Source organism: Joostella atrarenae (assembly GCF_021764745.1).
In the GTDB taxonomy this organism is placed as follows: Bacteria; Bacteroidota; Bacteroidia; order Flavobacteriales; family Flavobacteriaceae; genus Galbibacter; species Galbibacter atrarenae.
Genome location: NZ_JAETXX010000001.1, coordinates 443,193 through 457,275 on the forward strand (window position 1 = coordinate 443,193; position 14,083 = coordinate 457,275).

15 protein-coding genes are annotated in these 14,083 nt (G+C 33.2%); 9 read left to right on the forward strand and 6 right to left on the reverse strand.

Going from position 1 to position 14,083, the window contains the following annotated elements:
• The first annotated feature begins 148 nt into the window (after nt 1-148).
• Complete coding sequence (locus tag JM658_RS01945; RefSeq protein WP_236957542.1) at nt 149-1,900, forward strand: hypothetical protein; 1,752 nt, start codon at nt 149-151, stop codon at nt 1,898-1,900.
• Nucleotides 1,901-1,917: 17 nt separating this feature from the next.
• Here the strand turns inward: JM658_RS01945 and JM658_RS01950 are convergent, their stop codons facing one another.
• Nucleotides 1,918-2,304, reverse strand: coding sequence for a SpoIIAA family protein (locus JM658_RS01950; protein ID WP_236957543.1), 387 nt, complete (start codon nt 2,302-2,304; stop codon nt 1,918-1,920).
• Nucleotides 2,305-2,418: 114 nt separating this feature from the next.
• On the opposite strand from JM658_RS01950, the gene JM658_RS01955 reads away from it, so the two are divergent.
• A complete protein-coding gene (locus JM658_RS01955; protein ID WP_236957544.1) occupies nt 2,419-2,796 on the forward strand; it encodes a hypothetical protein in 378 nt (125 codons plus the stop codon).
• On the opposite strand, the gene JM658_RS01960 is transcribed toward JM658_RS01955, so the two are convergent.
• Entirely contained in the window at nt 2,786-3,232 is a 447-nt protein-coding gene (locus tag JM658_RS01960; protein ID WP_236957545.1) for a GNAT family N-acetyltransferase, read from the reverse strand. The genes JM658_RS01955 and JM658_RS01960 overlap by 11 nt on opposite strands.
• Before the next feature lie 260 nt (nt 3,233-3,492).
• Here JM658_RS01960 and leuS point away from each other — a divergent pair, with 260 nt between their 5' ends.
• The 4 genes from leuS to JM658_RS01980 all read left to right on the forward strand — a co-directional run bounded on the left by leuS (nt 3,493) and on the right by JM658_RS01980 (nt 7,773).
• Nucleotides 3,493-6,306 carry a leucine--tRNA ligase gene (leuS, locus tag JM658_RS01965; protein ID WP_236957546.1) on the forward strand — a complete coding sequence of 938 codons (2,814 nt, stop codon included), beginning with the start codon at nt 3,493-3,495 and terminating at the stop codon, nt 6,304-6,306.
• Between the two features lie 104 nt (nt 6,307-6,410).
• A complete protein-coding gene (locus JM658_RS01970) occupies nt 6,411-7,103 on the forward strand; it encodes a zinc metallopeptidase (RefSeq protein WP_236957547.1) in 693 nt (230 codons plus the stop codon).
• A 122-nt stretch (nt 7,104-7,225) separates the two neighbouring features.
• Nucleotides 7,226-7,468 (forward strand): hypothetical protein, encoded by a 243-nt coding sequence (locus JM658_RS01975; RefSeq protein WP_236957548.1) that lies wholly within the window; start codon nt 7,226-7,228, stop codon nt 7,466-7,468.
• Entirely contained in the window at nt 7,459-7,773 is a 315-nt protein-coding gene (locus tag JM658_RS01980; RefSeq protein ID WP_236957549.1) for a type II toxin-antitoxin system RelE/ParE family toxin, read from the forward strand. Before JM658_RS01975 ends, JM658_RS01980 begins: the two co-directional genes overlap by 10 nt.
• Nucleotides 7,774-7,843: 70 nt before the next feature.
• On the opposite strand, the gene JM658_RS01985 is transcribed toward JM658_RS01980, so the two are convergent.
• Entirely contained in the window at nt 7,844-8,314 is a 471-nt protein-coding gene (locus tag JM658_RS01985; RefSeq protein WP_236957550.1) for an Lrp/AsnC ligand binding domain-containing protein, read from the reverse strand.
• A gap of 200 nt (nt 8,315-8,514) precedes the next feature.
• Here JM658_RS01985 and JM658_RS01990 point away from each other — a divergent pair, with 200 nt between their 5' ends.
• The 3 genes from JM658_RS01990 (at nt 8,515) to JM658_RS02000 (ending at nt 11,457) form a co-directional block, all read left to right on the forward strand.
• Complete coding sequence (locus tag JM658_RS01990) at nt 8,515-9,777, forward strand: Y-family DNA polymerase (RefSeq protein WP_236957551.1); 1,263 nt, start codon at nt 8,515-8,517, stop codon at nt 9,775-9,777.
• 34 nt (nt 9,778-9,811) lie between these two features.
• Entirely contained in the window at nt 9,812-10,246 is a 435-nt protein-coding gene (locus tag JM658_RS01995; RefSeq protein ID WP_236957552.1) for a LexA family protein, read from the forward strand.
• Nucleotides 10,247-10,461: 215 nt separating this feature from the next.
• Nucleotides 10,462-11,457, forward strand: coding sequence for an NAD-dependent epimerase/dehydratase family protein (locus JM658_RS02000; protein WP_236957553.1), 996 nt, complete (start codon nt 10,462-10,464; stop codon nt 11,455-11,457).
• Nucleotides 11,458-11,461: 4 nt separating this feature from the next.
• On the opposite strand, the gene JM658_RS02005 is transcribed toward JM658_RS02000, so the two are convergent.
• Genes JM658_RS02005 through JM658_RS02015 form a run of 3 tightly spaced genes read right to left on the reverse strand, consistent with a single transcriptional unit; the run spans nt 11,462 to nt 13,980 of the window.
• The gene (locus JM658_RS02005; RefSeq protein ID WP_236957554.1) at nt 11,462-11,857 is read right to left on the reverse strand and encodes a DUF4296 domain-containing protein; all 396 of its coding nucleotides are present in this window, start codon (nt 11,855-11,857) and stop codon (nt 11,462-11,464) included.
• A gap of 2 nt (nt 11,858-11,859) precedes the next feature.
• Nucleotides 11,860-13,197 (reverse strand): dihydroorotase, encoded by a 1,338-nt coding sequence (locus JM658_RS02010; protein ID WP_236957555.1) that lies wholly within the window; start codon nt 13,195-13,197, stop codon nt 11,860-11,862.
• A 51-nt stretch (nt 13,198-13,248) separates the two neighbouring features.
• Entirely contained in the window at nt 13,249-13,980 is a 732-nt protein-coding gene (locus JM658_RS02015) for a polyprenol monophosphomannose synthase (protein ID WP_236958055.1), read from the reverse strand.
• Nucleotides 13,981-14,083: the final 103 nt, after the last annotated feature.

The window sequence follows — 14,083 nt, forward strand, 5'->3', positions numbered from 1 at the left end:
CAACCAATATATCTTATTCCCACACTGCATGTATTTCCTTTAACAGTAATTTCACGGCAATTTGTGATACTTTTTGTAAAATATATAAAACCTTAAGAGTTTTTTAATAATTCCAGTAACTTTATCGAAACCTAAAAAATCAAAACGTATGCCCAAATCGTTTAAATTATGCTTAACTATGGCTGGTGCCGTTTCCGCAGGTTCATACACTGGTGGAGTGTTGGATTATTTAATAGAAACTTTAGCCCTCTGGGAAGAAGCTAAAGCTACCAATAGAAAGTTAGGAATTAATCATCCAGCATATAACCATTCTGTTCCGATGCACGATGTAGAAATTGATGTGTTAAGCGGCGCCTCCGCTGGCGGAATTACAGGAACTCTTACCCTTTTAAGTTTGCTGCGTAAAAACCATAAACCTGTTAATAGATTAAACCCAAAAGGAGATGATAATTTGTTTTATAAATGTTGGGTAAAAATGGCCGATGATGAAGAGAGCAAAACGCTTCAAAAACTATTAAATACAGACGATTTATCAAAAGATGAAATTCCAGAATCGCTATTAAATAGTATTGCCATCGATAAAATTGCAAACGATGCTTTAACGGTGAGCAAAGTAGTTCATTACCCGCCTTTTGTTTCTAAAGATTTAGATTTAATTCTAACGACTACGAATCTTCGGGGGCTTAATTTTAAAGTAGATTTTAGTGGCGATAGTAAAACAAATTCAGCAAATGTAATTACCAATCATGGAGGTTTTTTTAGATATAAAGTAAAAAATGAATTGTTTGAAAGAGGCGTTCCCTCCAATGAAAATTCTCTTTATTACGTCCTCGATCTTAAAGAAAATCAAGATATCGATTACCTAAAAGATGCTACACTTAGCACTGCTGCTTTCCCAATTGGATTAAAATCTAGGGAAATAGAAATCTCTAAAAAATATATTGAGCGCTACCCAAATTATTTATTCGGAAGGAGAAAAGGAATTACTCCATTAATTCTAGATAATGAAGAGAGCTATAAATTTAATTCTATTGATGGCGGACTCATAAATAACGAGCCTTATGGAATTGGACTTAAGGTTTTAAATGAAAAAAATAAAGATTTACAGGCAAATGATAATTATGCTGTTGTTATGGTAGATCCGTTTCCAAACCAAGATAATAATCCGTCGTTATTTAATCCTAAACGAGATATTTTAAGCGTTGCTAAAGGGATGTTTAAAGCGCTTAGAAATCAAGTAATGTTTAATCAAGATGGAATTTTAGATGCTTTATCTCTTAGCGATCGCACAAAATTTTTAGTTGCTCCCAGTAGAAAAACAATCATTAATGGAAAAGCTATTCGTGAGCAACACCATTTAGCATCTTCTCCAATTAGTGGTTTTGCTGGTTTTATGGATGAAGAGCTTAGAAGACACGATTTTAATCTCGGAAGAAAAAACTGTCAAGATTTTCTGAGATATCATTTTTCAGTAAAAGAAGAAAATATCAATAAACGATTGGGAGAAGATATTTCTAAGGAAGCTATCAACAGATTTTCTTACAGGATGCCAGCATCAGATGAAAATGGAATGCGCTTCTTCCCTATTATTCCAGATATAAAAACGATAAATGCTTTTTCTGAAAAATTTGATTTTGAAGAGTATGGAACAGACGCTACAATTGATTATCCGAAGTATCCGAAAATAGATTTGAATGCTTTTGAAGATCAATATAAAGACGCTATTAAAAAGCGCGTTAGAAGTTTGGTGCGAAGTGTTTCTAGAAATGGTTTATTAACGTTTGCCTTTAGGGTTTTATATCAGCGGAAAACATATAATATGGTTATTGATACTGTAAAAAGCAGTCTCCATGAAGCTGGTCTTATTGATAATGCAGATGCAACTACTACAAAGAAATAATGTAGGTACGGGGGAATCTATACTGTTGAATTTACAAACATCATAGCTTCCTCCATTTGAGAAATATCAAAATAACGTTCATAACGTCCTTCACTAGCACGTTGAAAGAAAACATTATCTATAGGAACGAGCGCTTTAACAATATTTGAATGTGCCACAATTGCAAGGTGACCCATTTTCTTATAATTACGAAGCGACCATAAAATATCTTGAAAGAAAGCTTTTGTACTACTTTTAGAAATTCTCATCTCATCCAACTTTACAAGAACATTAATTTTTGTGAAGCCGCGTTTCAATTTATCCTCAAATAATTTCTGACAAATTTTCTCATCTTCCTTTGTAAAACCATCAAACACTTCAATGGCTAGTACATTATTTTCAAAGGATTTTAACTGCGAGATCATAATCTATTGGTTTTACACTCAAATTTAAGCAAAATAGTTTTTCAAAATCAAGTATTAACACTATTTAACTAACTGATAATTGGATATTTACAATGTTTTTTGTATACTACTATTATGATAAGTACAGATAAAGAAAATTACACAGAGTTTTTAAGTCGTTCGGTTAGTTATTTAGAAAATCGAGGATACGATAATATTAAAGCCGATTTAGAGGGCTTTGAAACACCAAAGTCTTTTATAAAGAAAGGGAGCGATGTTACGATTACTCCAGATATTGTAGCTGATAAAAAAGGAATTAAGCATTTCTTCGAAATCAGTGTAAAATCTGACAAACCACATTTGCTAAAATCAAAATGGATGTTTCTAGATGTGCTGAGCAAAATGAAATCGTATCGCTTTAAAATAATTAGCACTAAAGGGCATTATAAGTTTACAACAACCATGTTAGACGACTTAAATATGGATAAGACAATGATTAAGATTAACTCTTAATCATTCTTATGTGCGGTATTCCGTCCTCTAAATATTCTTCTCCAGTTTGAGTAAACCCATGCGAATTATAAAACTTTTTTAAATAGCATTGGGCTGAGATTTCTATGTCTTGTTTTCCGTAGTTATCATAAATAGCAGTAACAGACGCTTTCATAATGTCATGACCGTAACCGTATTTACGTTCGCTATTACGAACTACTACTCTACCAATACTTGGTTTGTCAAAATAAGCACCAGAATTAAAAATTCGAGTATAGGCAACTAACTTACCTTCTTTTTTTCCTAAGATATGCAATGCCTTTTGGTCTTTATAATCGATGTCTTGGTATACACAATCTTGTTCCACTACAAAAACCTCACTTCGGAGTTGTAATATTTCATATAATTGATCTGCTGTGAGCTCAGAAAATAGCCTTATTTCCGTTTCTAACTTCATTTCATTCCTTTGGATACAAAAGTATAAAGTCTAATGTTTATTTCGGCTTCAAAAAGACTTATTGTTTAACTGTTGAGGAGAAATTGGCTTTTAAAGTATTCAGCAAGAAAAAAGTTTACAACAGCGTAATTATATAACGAGATGACTATTTTATTACACACATCACAGTCTGTTATAAAAACTTTCCTTATTCATTCATTAACCGTATTTTTGCAACTTCTTAGAATTAGATTAGGAGATTCAGAACAAAAAAAATAACAATGAAGTACAATTTCAATGAAATTGAAGCCAAATGGCAAAAGCATTGGGCAGAAAATCAAACGTTTAAAGCGAGTAATAATTCCGATAAACCAAAATATTATGTGTTGGATATGTTCCCTTACCCTTCTGGTGCGGGGCTACATGTAGGACACCCATTAGGATATATTGCTAGTGATATTTATGCGCGCTACAAACGCCACAAAGGTTATAATGTACTTCATCCAATGGGTTATGATAGTTTTGGATTACCTGCGGAGCAATATGCCATACAAACTGGGCAACATCCTGCGCTTACAACCGAAACTAATATAAAACGCTACCGCCAACAATTAGATAAAATAGGTTTCTCTTTTGATTGGAGTCGAGAGGTACGCACCTCTACACCAGAATATTATAAGTGGACACAATGGATTTTTATCCAACTTTTTAATTCTTGGTATAATAAAGATTCTGATAAAGCTGAAAATATTTCTACGCTTATCGAGAAATTTGAAGCTGAAGGAAATAAAGCTGTAAATGCTGTTGCCGATGATGCTGTAGAATTTTTTACTGCTTCTGAATGGAAAGAATTTTCTTCAGAAGAAAAACAAGAAATTTTATTACAATATAGACTTACCTATTTAGCAGAGACTGAGGTTAATTGGTGTCCTGCATTAGGAACTGTTTTAGCGAATGATGAGATTGTAAACGGGGTATCAGAACGTGGTGGACACCCTGTAGTTCGTAAAAAAATGAAGCAATGGAGTATGCGTATTTCTGCCTATGCAGATCGTATGCTTCAAGGATTAAATAAACTTGACTGGCCAGAGCCATTAAAAGAAATTCAACGCAACTGGATCGGAAAATCTGTTGGTGCGCAAGTGCAATTCAAAGTACAGAATTCATCATCTAAAATTGATGTTTTCACCACGCGTCCAGATACAATATTTGGTGTTTCATTTATGACGTTAGCACCAGAACACGAGTTGGTCAATAAAATTACTACGCCAGAACAAAAAGAGGCTGTTGAAGCTTATGTTGAAGCTACAGCAAAACGTAGCGAACGTGAGCGTATGGCAGACGTTAAAACCATTAGCGGTGCTTTTACTGGAGCCTATGCAGAACACCCATTTACAAAAGAACCTGTACCAATTTGGATTGGAGACTATGTATTGGCAGGTTACGGAACTGGGGCTGTAATGTCTGTTCCTTGTGGCGATCAAAGAGATTATGATTTCGCTAAGCATTTTGGAATCGATATTCCTAATATTTTTAAAGGAGTAGATATTAGTGAAGAGGCTTTTGCTGATAAAGAAAAAACCATTCTTGCTAATAGCGATTTCTTAAATGGATTAAGTTATAAAGAGGGAACTACAAAAGCGATTGAAGCTTTAGAAAAAATAGGCCAAGGAAAAGGAAAAACAAATTACCGCCTTCGTGATGCTGTTTTTTCTAGACAGCGCTATTGGGGAGAACCTTTTCCTGTGTATTATGTAAACGGATTGCCGCAAATGATTGCTGATGAACATTTGCCTATAGAATTACCAGAAGTAGAAAAATATCTACCTACAGAAACGGGAGAGCCGCCTTTAGGGAATGCTACACAATGGGCATGGGATACAGAAACATCTACTGTGGTAAGCAATACGTTGATTGATAATAAAAAAGTTTTTCCATTAGAATTAAATACTATGCCAGGTTGGGCTGGAAGTTCTTGGTATTTTAACCGTTATATGGATGGCGGAAATACGGAGGAATTTGCTTCTCAAGATGCTTTGAATTATTGGCAAGATGTAGATTTATATATTGGTGGTAGCGAGCATGCTACTGGTCATTTATTATATGCTCGTTTTTGGCAGAAATTCTTATTCGATCAAGGGCTTTTACCTGTAGATGAATTTGCAAAAAAACTCATCAACCAAGGGATGATTTTGGGAACTAGTGCTTTTGTTTATCGATTACAAGATAAAAACACATTTGTATCTAAAAATCTTGTTGGTGATCAAAATGTACTTCCATTACACGCAGACGTTTCATTTGTAAACGCTTCTGGAGAATTAGATATCGAAGCTTTTAAAAATTGGCGTGAAGAATTTAAAGATGCTGAATTCATTTTAGAAGACGGAAAATATATTGTAGGAAACGAGGTCGAGAAAATGTCGAAATCGAAATACAATGTAGTAAGTCCAGATGAGATTTGTGAAGATTATGGTGCAGATACACTTCGTATGTACGAAATGTTTTTAGGTCCTTTAGAACAAGCAAAACCATGGAATACAGCTGGAATTACTGGAGTTCATAATTTCTTAAAGAAACTCTGGAAACTTTATGTTGATGATAATGGAATAAAAGTTACAGATAATGAACCTTCTAAAGAGAGTTTAAAAACATTACATAAAACCATTAAAAAAGTAGAAGAAGATATTGAGAATTTCTCTTTTAATACTTCTGTATCTACATTTATGATATGTGTAAACGAACTTACAGCACAAAAATGTACTAGTAAGGAAATTTTAGAGCCTTTAGCGGTACTTCTATCGCCTTATGCTCCTCATATTGCTGAAGAGCTTTGGAGCATGTTAGGAAATAGCGAATCTATTTCTACAGCAGCTTTCCCTGTTTTTGAAGAAAAGCATTTAGTAGAAAGCAGTAAAACATATCCGATTTCATTTAACGGAAAAATGCGTTTTACATTAGATCTTCCTGCAGACATGAGTAAAGAAGATATAGAAAAGGTTGTAATGGAACATGCTAAAACAAAGGCACAATTAGAAGGAAGAACTCCTAAAAAGATAATTATCGTTCCAGGAAAAATCGTGAATATTGTTGGATAAGATAAAATAGAAAACTGTCGGAACGTCAGTAAGTTAAAACCCTGCTAAATTTGGCGGGGTTTTTGCTTTTTATATTGTAAATTTAATTTGAAAAAATTATAGTTATGGGAATAGGATATTGGATTATTATAGGGGGAATCGGACTTCTGAGTATGCTAGTAAGTTCGAAATTAAAAAGCAAATTTAAACACTACTCTAAAGTTCATCTTAGAAATGGAATGAGTGGTGCTGAAATAGCACGCAAAATGTTAGCAGATAATGGTATTACAGATGTAGAAGTAATTTCAACCCCTGGAATGCTTACAGATCATTATAACCCTTCAAATAAAACAGTTAATTTAAGTGAAGGTGTTTACAACCAACGTAATGCTGCAGCTGCAGCTGTGGCGGCTCACGAATGTGGACATGCCGTACAACATGCTAAAGGATATGAATGGTTACAACTAAGATCAAAATTAGTTCCCGTAGTTAGTGTAGCTTCTGGAATGTCTACATGGGTAATATTTGGTGGTTTAGTTCTTGGAGCTACTTCTGGACTTGGTTATACCGTTGCAGTAATTGGACTTATAATGTTTGCTTTAGGAACACTTTTTAGCTTTGTTACATTACCTGTAGAATACGATGCTAGTAATAGAGCCTTAGCTTGGTTAAAAAATAGAAATATGCTTGCTCCAGAAGAATATAATGGAGCTGAAGATTCTTTAAAATGGGCCGCAAGAACATATGTTGTAGCTGCAATTGGATCGTTGGCTACGTTGTTGTATTTCGCAATGCAAGTTTTTGGAGGAAGAGACTAATAACTATTAACTGTTTTTGGTTTTAAATAAAATTATGAATATTACTTGCATGTAACATTCTGTTATATCGTATAACAACACCTGAATTGATAATTTTGTATCTTTGAGTAAAGACATATAAAATGGATTTAGAAGCAAGAAAAATATCATTTGTACAAGAATTTTTAAGACTCCAAAACGAAGAAATCGTTAGTGGACTTGAAGAATTATTGCGAAAAAGAAAAATTGAATTGATAGAAAAAAGCTTCAAGCCAATGTCTAAGGAGCAATACGATGATGAAATTGATCAAGCAATGAATGACTCCAAAAATGGTAGAGTTATAAAGGCTACAGATTTAAAGGCTAAAATCCAGAAATGGAGTTAGAAGTTTATTGGTTAGAATTTACAGAAAATAAACTTGAAGATATCTATAGTTATCATCTAATAAAAGCGAGTAAAATAGTTGCTGAAAAATTAGTGAATGGAATTGTAGACACAACGATTGGAATTGAAAAACATCCAGAAAGAGGGCAAGTCGAATTCAATTTAAAACACAGAAAGCAGGAATTCCGTTATTTACTTTTTAAAAATTATAAAATTATTTATTGGATAAATTATGATTTTAAGCGCATTGAAATTGTAAATATTTTTGATTCAAGACAAGATCCTGGAAAAATAGAGAAAACATAGTGATCTCTTAAGAGTAATAAATTTTAAACAAAATTAAGCCTGCTGAATAAATTCAGCAGGCTTAATTTATTTATATGCTTATCTGTCTGTCGATCTGCTGATTTAAAGAGATAAAGGTTTCTGTTCTAGAAACCCCTTCTATAGATTGTACTTTATGGTTTAATACATTCATTAAATGCTCATTGTCCTTACAAAGGATCTTAATTAAAATCGACCAATTCCCTGTTGTATAATGACATTCTAAAACTTCTGGAATCTCCTTTAATTGCTTTACAGCTTCAGGGTTTCGCATCGCTTTATCCAAGTAAATACCTATAAAAGCCATTGTATGATATCCTAAAAGCCTTGGGTTAATTACAAACTTAGAACCAGAAATAAGTCCAGAATTCTCTAGCTTTCGCAATCGCTGATGAATAGCAGCACCAGAAATTCCTATCTTTCTAGCAATTTCTAAAATAGGTTTACGAGCATCTTCCATCAAACTCCTAAGAATCTCTTTGTCAATCCCGTCTATTTCTACAGTTTCATTAGTGAATTTCATCTATAACGTTTTAAACATCAACAAAGATACTTAAAACTAGTTATAGATTGTAAGTGTGTACAGCTAGAATTATTCTTTTATATAAACACAAAGATTATTACAAGAATATACTATCTATACCAAATAAAACATGTACAATAACCCAATACTAAACTTATTTTCTACTTACTGCGCAAGCGGATATTCCCTAACTTTGCAGTATGTACGCACTTGTTGATTGTAATAACTTTTATGCTTCTTGTGAGCGGGTTTTTCAGCCTCAGCTCAACAATAAGCCTATTGTTATACTTTCTAATAACGATGGGTGCGTAATTTCGCGTAGCGACGAAGCTAAGAAAATTGGTGTTCCAATGGGAGCGCCTGCATTTAAATACAAAGATTTCTTTAAGGAAAATCATATTCATGTCTTCTCATCAAATTATCCTTTGTATGGAGATATGAGCTCTCGGGTTATGAATATTTTAAAACAATTCACACCTCTTGTTGAACATTACAGTATCGATGAAGCTTTTTTAAAGTTTGAAATGTATGCAAAAATCGATTTTTCTTCTGAAGGAAGAGTAATTAAAGATCGGGTTTTTAAATGGACAGGAATGCCCATTAGTATCGGTATTGCTCCCACAAAAGCCCTTACAAAAGTCGCTAATAAAATAGCTAAGAAATTTAAAGAGCGTACTAATGGAGTCTATGTAATAGATACCGAAGAAAAACGTATTAAAGCCCTCCGATGGACTAAAATTAATGATGTTTGGGGTATTGGCAGCGGTAATACCCGAAGATTGGAGGTGCGTGGTGTAAAAACAGCCTTAGATTTTACGCTTTTAGATGATGCTTGGGTACGTAGTAATTTAGGAGTTGTAGGACTTCGTTTGAAGAAAGATTTACAAGGAGAGCCTACTTTAGCATTAGAAAATGATGTTACCGCTCCCAAAAAAGCAATTGCTACTACGCGGAGTTTTGAATATACTTTTTCTGATCTTGATAATTTAAAAGAACGCATTTCTACTTTTGCGGGTAGTTGTGCTGAAAAACTTAGAAAACAACATAGTAGTTGTAATTCTATGTATGTTTTTTTAAGAAGCGATCGTCATAAAAAAGATGAACAGCAACACAGGCCAGGATTATTAATTACACTGCCCTATCCTACCGATTCTACACTAACGCTTATAAAATATGCTGTTCAAGCAGTAGAAAGTATGTACGAAAAGGGAGTAAAATATAAAAAAGCAGGTGTAGTAGTTTCAGGATTAGTACCCACCAATGCGCGACAATTAGACTTATTTATTGAAGAGAATCCAAAGCATCATCAGTTGATGAAAACTATTGATGGAATCAATAAAAAGTATGGAAATTTAAAAATTCGTATTGCGAATCAAGATTTAAAACGAACATGGAAAATGCGTCAAGAACATCTCTCGCCTCGCTATACAACTAATCTTGATGAGATTATAAAAGTGCGATAATAATACGTACTTTATCTACAATAATAATGAACAGATGAAAGAAGATAAGCTGATATTTTTTAAACCTGATGCAAATGCCTCTTTAGAGCTACAACTAGCAGAAGGTGGAATTTCCGCTGGATTTCCATCCCCTGCAGAAGACTTTAAAGAAACAACGATTGATCTTAATAAAGCTTTGATTAAAAATAAAGACGCTACTTTTTATGCCCGTGTTAGCGGTCAATCTATGACAGGAGCTGGTTTAGACGATGGCGATTTATTGATAATCGATAAAAGTATAGAGCCTGAAAACGGAAAAATAGCAGTGTGTTTCATCGATGGAGAGTTTACTGTCAAGCGACTCAAAATTGAAAAAGATGAGCTCTTTTTAATGCCTGAAAACAAAAAATATAAACCCATAAAAGTCTCCGAAAATGAGCAGCTTATCATTTGGGGTATCGTAACTTATGTGATTAAGAGTTTAGAGTAAAAAAGTTAAAAGTTAAAAAGAAGATAGAAATATAAGATACGAAGTTGTTATGAATCTGCTTAATATTAGTTCTATTTATTTTAACTGTTTAATGTCTATTATTTTTTTTTAATTCTTAATAGGATTTCTATTCTTCGCCTATCGTCTAAACCTATTTTAAAAACAATCAGCCAACAACATATCTACAATTCCAACAAGAGTTGTATTTTAGTCGTATGATTTTAGTAACTGGAGGAACAGGACTCATAGGCGCACATTTGCTGTTAAAACTTTCTCAATCTGAAGAAAACATAAAAGCTATTTATAGAAATGAAGCTAAGCTCAGCTTTATAAAAAATTTCTTTTCTTCGGAAGAAAGCGCTTCTCTATTCGATAAGATAGAATGGATTCATGCTGATATCACGGATATTCCTGCCTTAGAAACTGCTTTTAAAAATGTAACACATGTATACCATTGTGCAGGCCTTATTTCTTTTGATCCCTCTGCATATCGCCAACTCAGAAAAACCAATATAGAAGGCACTGCAAACATTGTAAATCTTTGTATTGCAAATAATATTAAGAAACTATGTTATTTAAGTTCAATTGCTACTTTGGGGGATAAAGTAACCCAAGGCCCTATCGACGAAACTACTTATTGGAACCCAGAAGCAGAGAACAACCTGTATGCTATTACTAAATATGGAGCAGAAATGGAAGTTTGGCGTGGCACACAAGAGGGATTGCCTGTAATTATTTTAAATCCAGGGGTTGTTTTTGGAGAAGGTTTTAAAGATGCACCAAGCAATGCTTTTTTTAAAATGATGAAAAAAGGAATCTCCTATTATCCTCCCGGAAGTACAGCTTTTGTAGATGTTAAAAATGTTGTGGACGCCTTGATAAAAGGAATGCAAACTAATATTATAAACGAACGTTTTATTGTTGTAGGAACAAATACAAGCTATAAAAAAACGCTAGATACGATCGCTGAAGCGTTAAATAAAAAGAAGCCTAGCAAAGGATTGGCAAAATGGCAATTAAGCTTGCTATGGCGCTTAGATTGGTTCGTAGCACTATTTCCTGGTAGAAATAGAAAGCTAACAAAGAATGCAGCAAATTCTTTAATTACCAATACAACGTACAGTAATACTAAAGCTAAAGAACAATTAAATATTGAGTTTATTCCTCTAGAGGATACTGTGAATAGAATTATAAGTAAAGACAGCTATTAAGTGGTTATTTAACAGCTTTAGCCTTCTCTTCAGGCTTTTCTTTAATAGTCTGTTTTTTCTTTAATTTAGAATCTAGCGTGTCTTTAAATTTTTCAAGACGCTCTTGTACCTCTTTAAACATTTCTAATTGTTTTGAAGGGTACGAAGTATAATAAATACTGCTTTGCGATAATTGAGCACTATCGATATCATATTTCTTAAATAAATACTCTTCAGGGTCAATATCATTCTCTTCGAGCTTATTTGTAGCCGTAGATTTTGCAGCATTTAAAATAGAAATATCATAATAGATATCTACCATTTCATCTTCAGAAATAAGATTATCGGGTTTATCAACAATGCTTTCTGCACATGATGAAAACCATAAAAAAGCACATAAAATAAAGACACTTTTTTTCATGATTAAGCTCTATTAAAAGTTAACCTCTTTACATTTCTTTTATCGGATATTTTTCCGTTTTGGTACGCTAAATTACCATTTACAAATGTATGTGTTACTTGCGCACTAAAAGTAGTACCTTCAAAAGGAGACCATCCACATTTGTAAAGGATATTATCTTTATTTACAGTCCAATTACTATTTCTATCAACCAAAACTAAATCTGCATAATAGCCTTCTCTTATATATCCTCTTTTTTCAACATTAAAAAGAATAGCAGGATTATGACACATTTTCTGAATCAGTTTTTCCAAAGATATTTTACCTTCTTTTACTTTTTCTAAAAGTGCTGCTAACGTATGTTGAACCAAAGGCCCGCCAGAAGGAGCATTGGTATATATGTTTTGTTTTTCTTCTAAAGTATGTGGCGCATGGTCGGTTGCTAAAACATCAATACGATCATCTAATAAAGCCTCCCAAAGGCCATCTCTATCTGCCGCTGTTTTAACTGCTGGATTCCACTTTATAAACGTTCCTTTTTCAGCATAATCAACATCAGAAAACCAAAGGTGATGTGTACAAACTTCCGCAGTAATTCTTTTTTCTTCTAATGGAATATCATTTCTGAAGAGATTTGTTTCCTTTGCTGTAGAAACATGAAATACATGTAAGCGTGCATTTGTTTTTTTAGCTAATTCGATTGCTCTTGATGAAGATAAATAACAAGCCTCTTCACTACGAATTATAGGATGGTATTTTAAAGGAATATCATCGCCAAATTCTGCTTTATATTTTTCTAAGTTGTTTTTTATAGTTGTTTCATCCTCACAATGGGCAGAAATAACAAGTTCAGTATTAGAAAAAATCTTTTCGATAACCTCTTCATTATCTACCAACATATTTCCTGTAGAAGACCCTAGAAAAAGTTTAACTCCAGCACATGCATTTTTATCTAGCCTTTTAAGTTCTTCTAAATTATCATTCGTACCACCAAACATAAAAGAGTAATTAGCAAAGGAAGTCTGCTTTCCTATCTCCATTTTTTCTTCTAACTTTTCAATAGTAACCGTCTGCGGATTGGTATTTGGTTGTTCTACAAAAGTAGTTACACCTCCAGCAATCGCGGCTCTACTTTCTGAAGCAATATTTCCTTTATGTGTAAGACCAGGTTCTCTAAAATGCACTTGGTCGTCTATTATTCCAGGCATTAAGAGTTTCCCTTTTGCATCGATAACCGTTGCATTTTCAGCAGAAAGGTCTTTTCCTATTTTTTTTATAAACTCCCCTTCAATCAATACATCTCCTTCAAATACTTGAAATTCGTTTACAATAGTGGCGTTTTTTATAATAGTTCTTTGCATTTCTTATTTTTTACTTAGTAGTAGCTATTTTTATTATTTCTGATACTTGGATTAAGCGGATTTATTAAAAAGGCTGTTCCATTTTAATGAAAGGACACCAAAAACAGCTTCGTTAATAATTTTTCCGTTCATCTTAGATTTTCCAAGCGTTCGGTCTTTAAAAATAATAGGCACTTCTATCATTTTAAACTTATGTCTATGGGCTTTAAATTTCATTTCAATCTGAAAAGCATACCCAATAAATTTTATATTATCTAAATCGATTTTCTCGATAACTTCTCGCTTATAACACATAAATCCAGCAGTAGGATCATGAATTTTCATTCCTGTAATCAGTTTTACATAAACAGACGCTCCATAAGAAAGTAATATTCTTCGTAGCGGCCAGTTTACAACATTTACTCCATTTACATAGCGTGAACCAATGGCTACACTGGCTTTTTCACTAACACATGCATTGTAAATACGAATAAGATCCCGCGGATTATGAGAGAAATCTGCATCCATTTCAAAAATATATTCATAATGGTGCTTTAATGCCCATTTAAAGCCATGGATATAAGCCGTACCCAAGCCAGATTTTTCTTTTCGTACCTCCAGATGTAAAATACCTGGATATTTACTTTGTAATTCTTCTACCTTTTGGGAAGTACCATCAGGAGAATTATCATCTACAACAAGTAAATGAAAAGATTTTTTAAGCTCAAATACAGCGGTAATTATAGCCTCTATATTTTCAATCTCGTTATATGTAGGGATAATTACTAAACTATCTGATTGCATGTTCTCTTTCTTCAAGACACAAAAATAGCATTTAATAAAAAGTATTTGCGATATCTTTTAGTTTTTTAAGCTGATTTTAAGGATTTTTGCAGCTTTATAATTA

Excerpts from the sequence above, each read along its gene's own strand:
- JM658_RS01945 (WP_236957542.1), top strand. The coding sequence starts at position 149 with ATGCCCAAATCGTTTAAATTATGCTTAACTATGGCTGGTGCCGTTTCC.
- JM658_RS01950 (WP_236957543.1), bottom strand. The coding sequence starts at position 2,304 with ATGATCTCGCAGTTAAAATCCTTTGAAAATAATGTACTAGCCATTGAA.
- JM658_RS01955 (WP_236957544.1), top strand. The coding sequence starts at position 2,419 with ATGATAAGTACAGATAAAGAAAATTACACAGAGTTTTTAAGTCGTTCG.
- JM658_RS01960 (WP_236957545.1), bottom strand. The coding sequence starts at position 3,232 with ATGAAGTTAGAAACGGAAATAAGGCTATTTTCTGAGCTCACAGCAGAT.
- leuS (WP_236957546.1), top strand. The coding sequence starts at position 3,493 with ATGAAGTACAATTTCAATGAAATTGAAGCCAAATGGCAAAAGCATTGG.
- JM658_RS01970 (WP_236957547.1), top strand. The coding sequence starts at position 6,411 with ATGGGAATAGGATATTGGATTATTATAGGGGGAATCGGACTTCTGAGT.
- JM658_RS01975 (WP_236957548.1), top strand. The coding sequence starts at position 7,226 with ATGGATTTAGAAGCAAGAAAAATATCATTTGTACAAGAATTTTTAAGA.
- JM658_RS01980 (WP_236957549.1), top strand. The coding sequence starts at position 7,459 with ATGGAGTTAGAAGTTTATTGGTTAGAATTTACAGAAAATAAACTTGAA.
- JM658_RS01985 (WP_236957550.1), bottom strand. The coding sequence starts at position 8,314 with ATGAAATTCACTAATGAAACTGTAGAAATAGACGGGATTGACAAAGAG.
- JM658_RS01990 (WP_236957551.1), top strand. The coding sequence starts at position 8,515 with ATGTACGCACTTGTTGATTGTAATAACTTTTATGCTTCTTGTGAGCGG.
- JM658_RS01995 (WP_236957552.1), top strand. The coding sequence starts at position 9,812 with ATGAAAGAAGATAAGCTGATATTTTTTAAACCTGATGCAAATGCCTCT.
- JM658_RS02000 (WP_236957553.1), top strand. The coding sequence starts at position 10,462 with ATGATTTTAGTAACTGGAGGAACAGGACTCATAGGCGCACATTTGCTG.
- JM658_RS02005 (WP_236957554.1), bottom strand. The coding sequence starts at position 11,857 with ATGAAAAAAAGTGTCTTTATTTTATGTGCTTTTTTATGGTTTTCATCA.
- JM658_RS02010 (WP_236957555.1), bottom strand. The coding sequence starts at position 13,197 with ATGCAAAGAACTATTATAAAAAACGCCACTATTGTAAACGAATTTCAA.
- JM658_RS02015 (WP_236958055.1), bottom strand. The coding sequence starts at position 13,980 with ATGCAATCAGATAGTTTAGTAATTATCCCTACATATAACGAGATTGAA.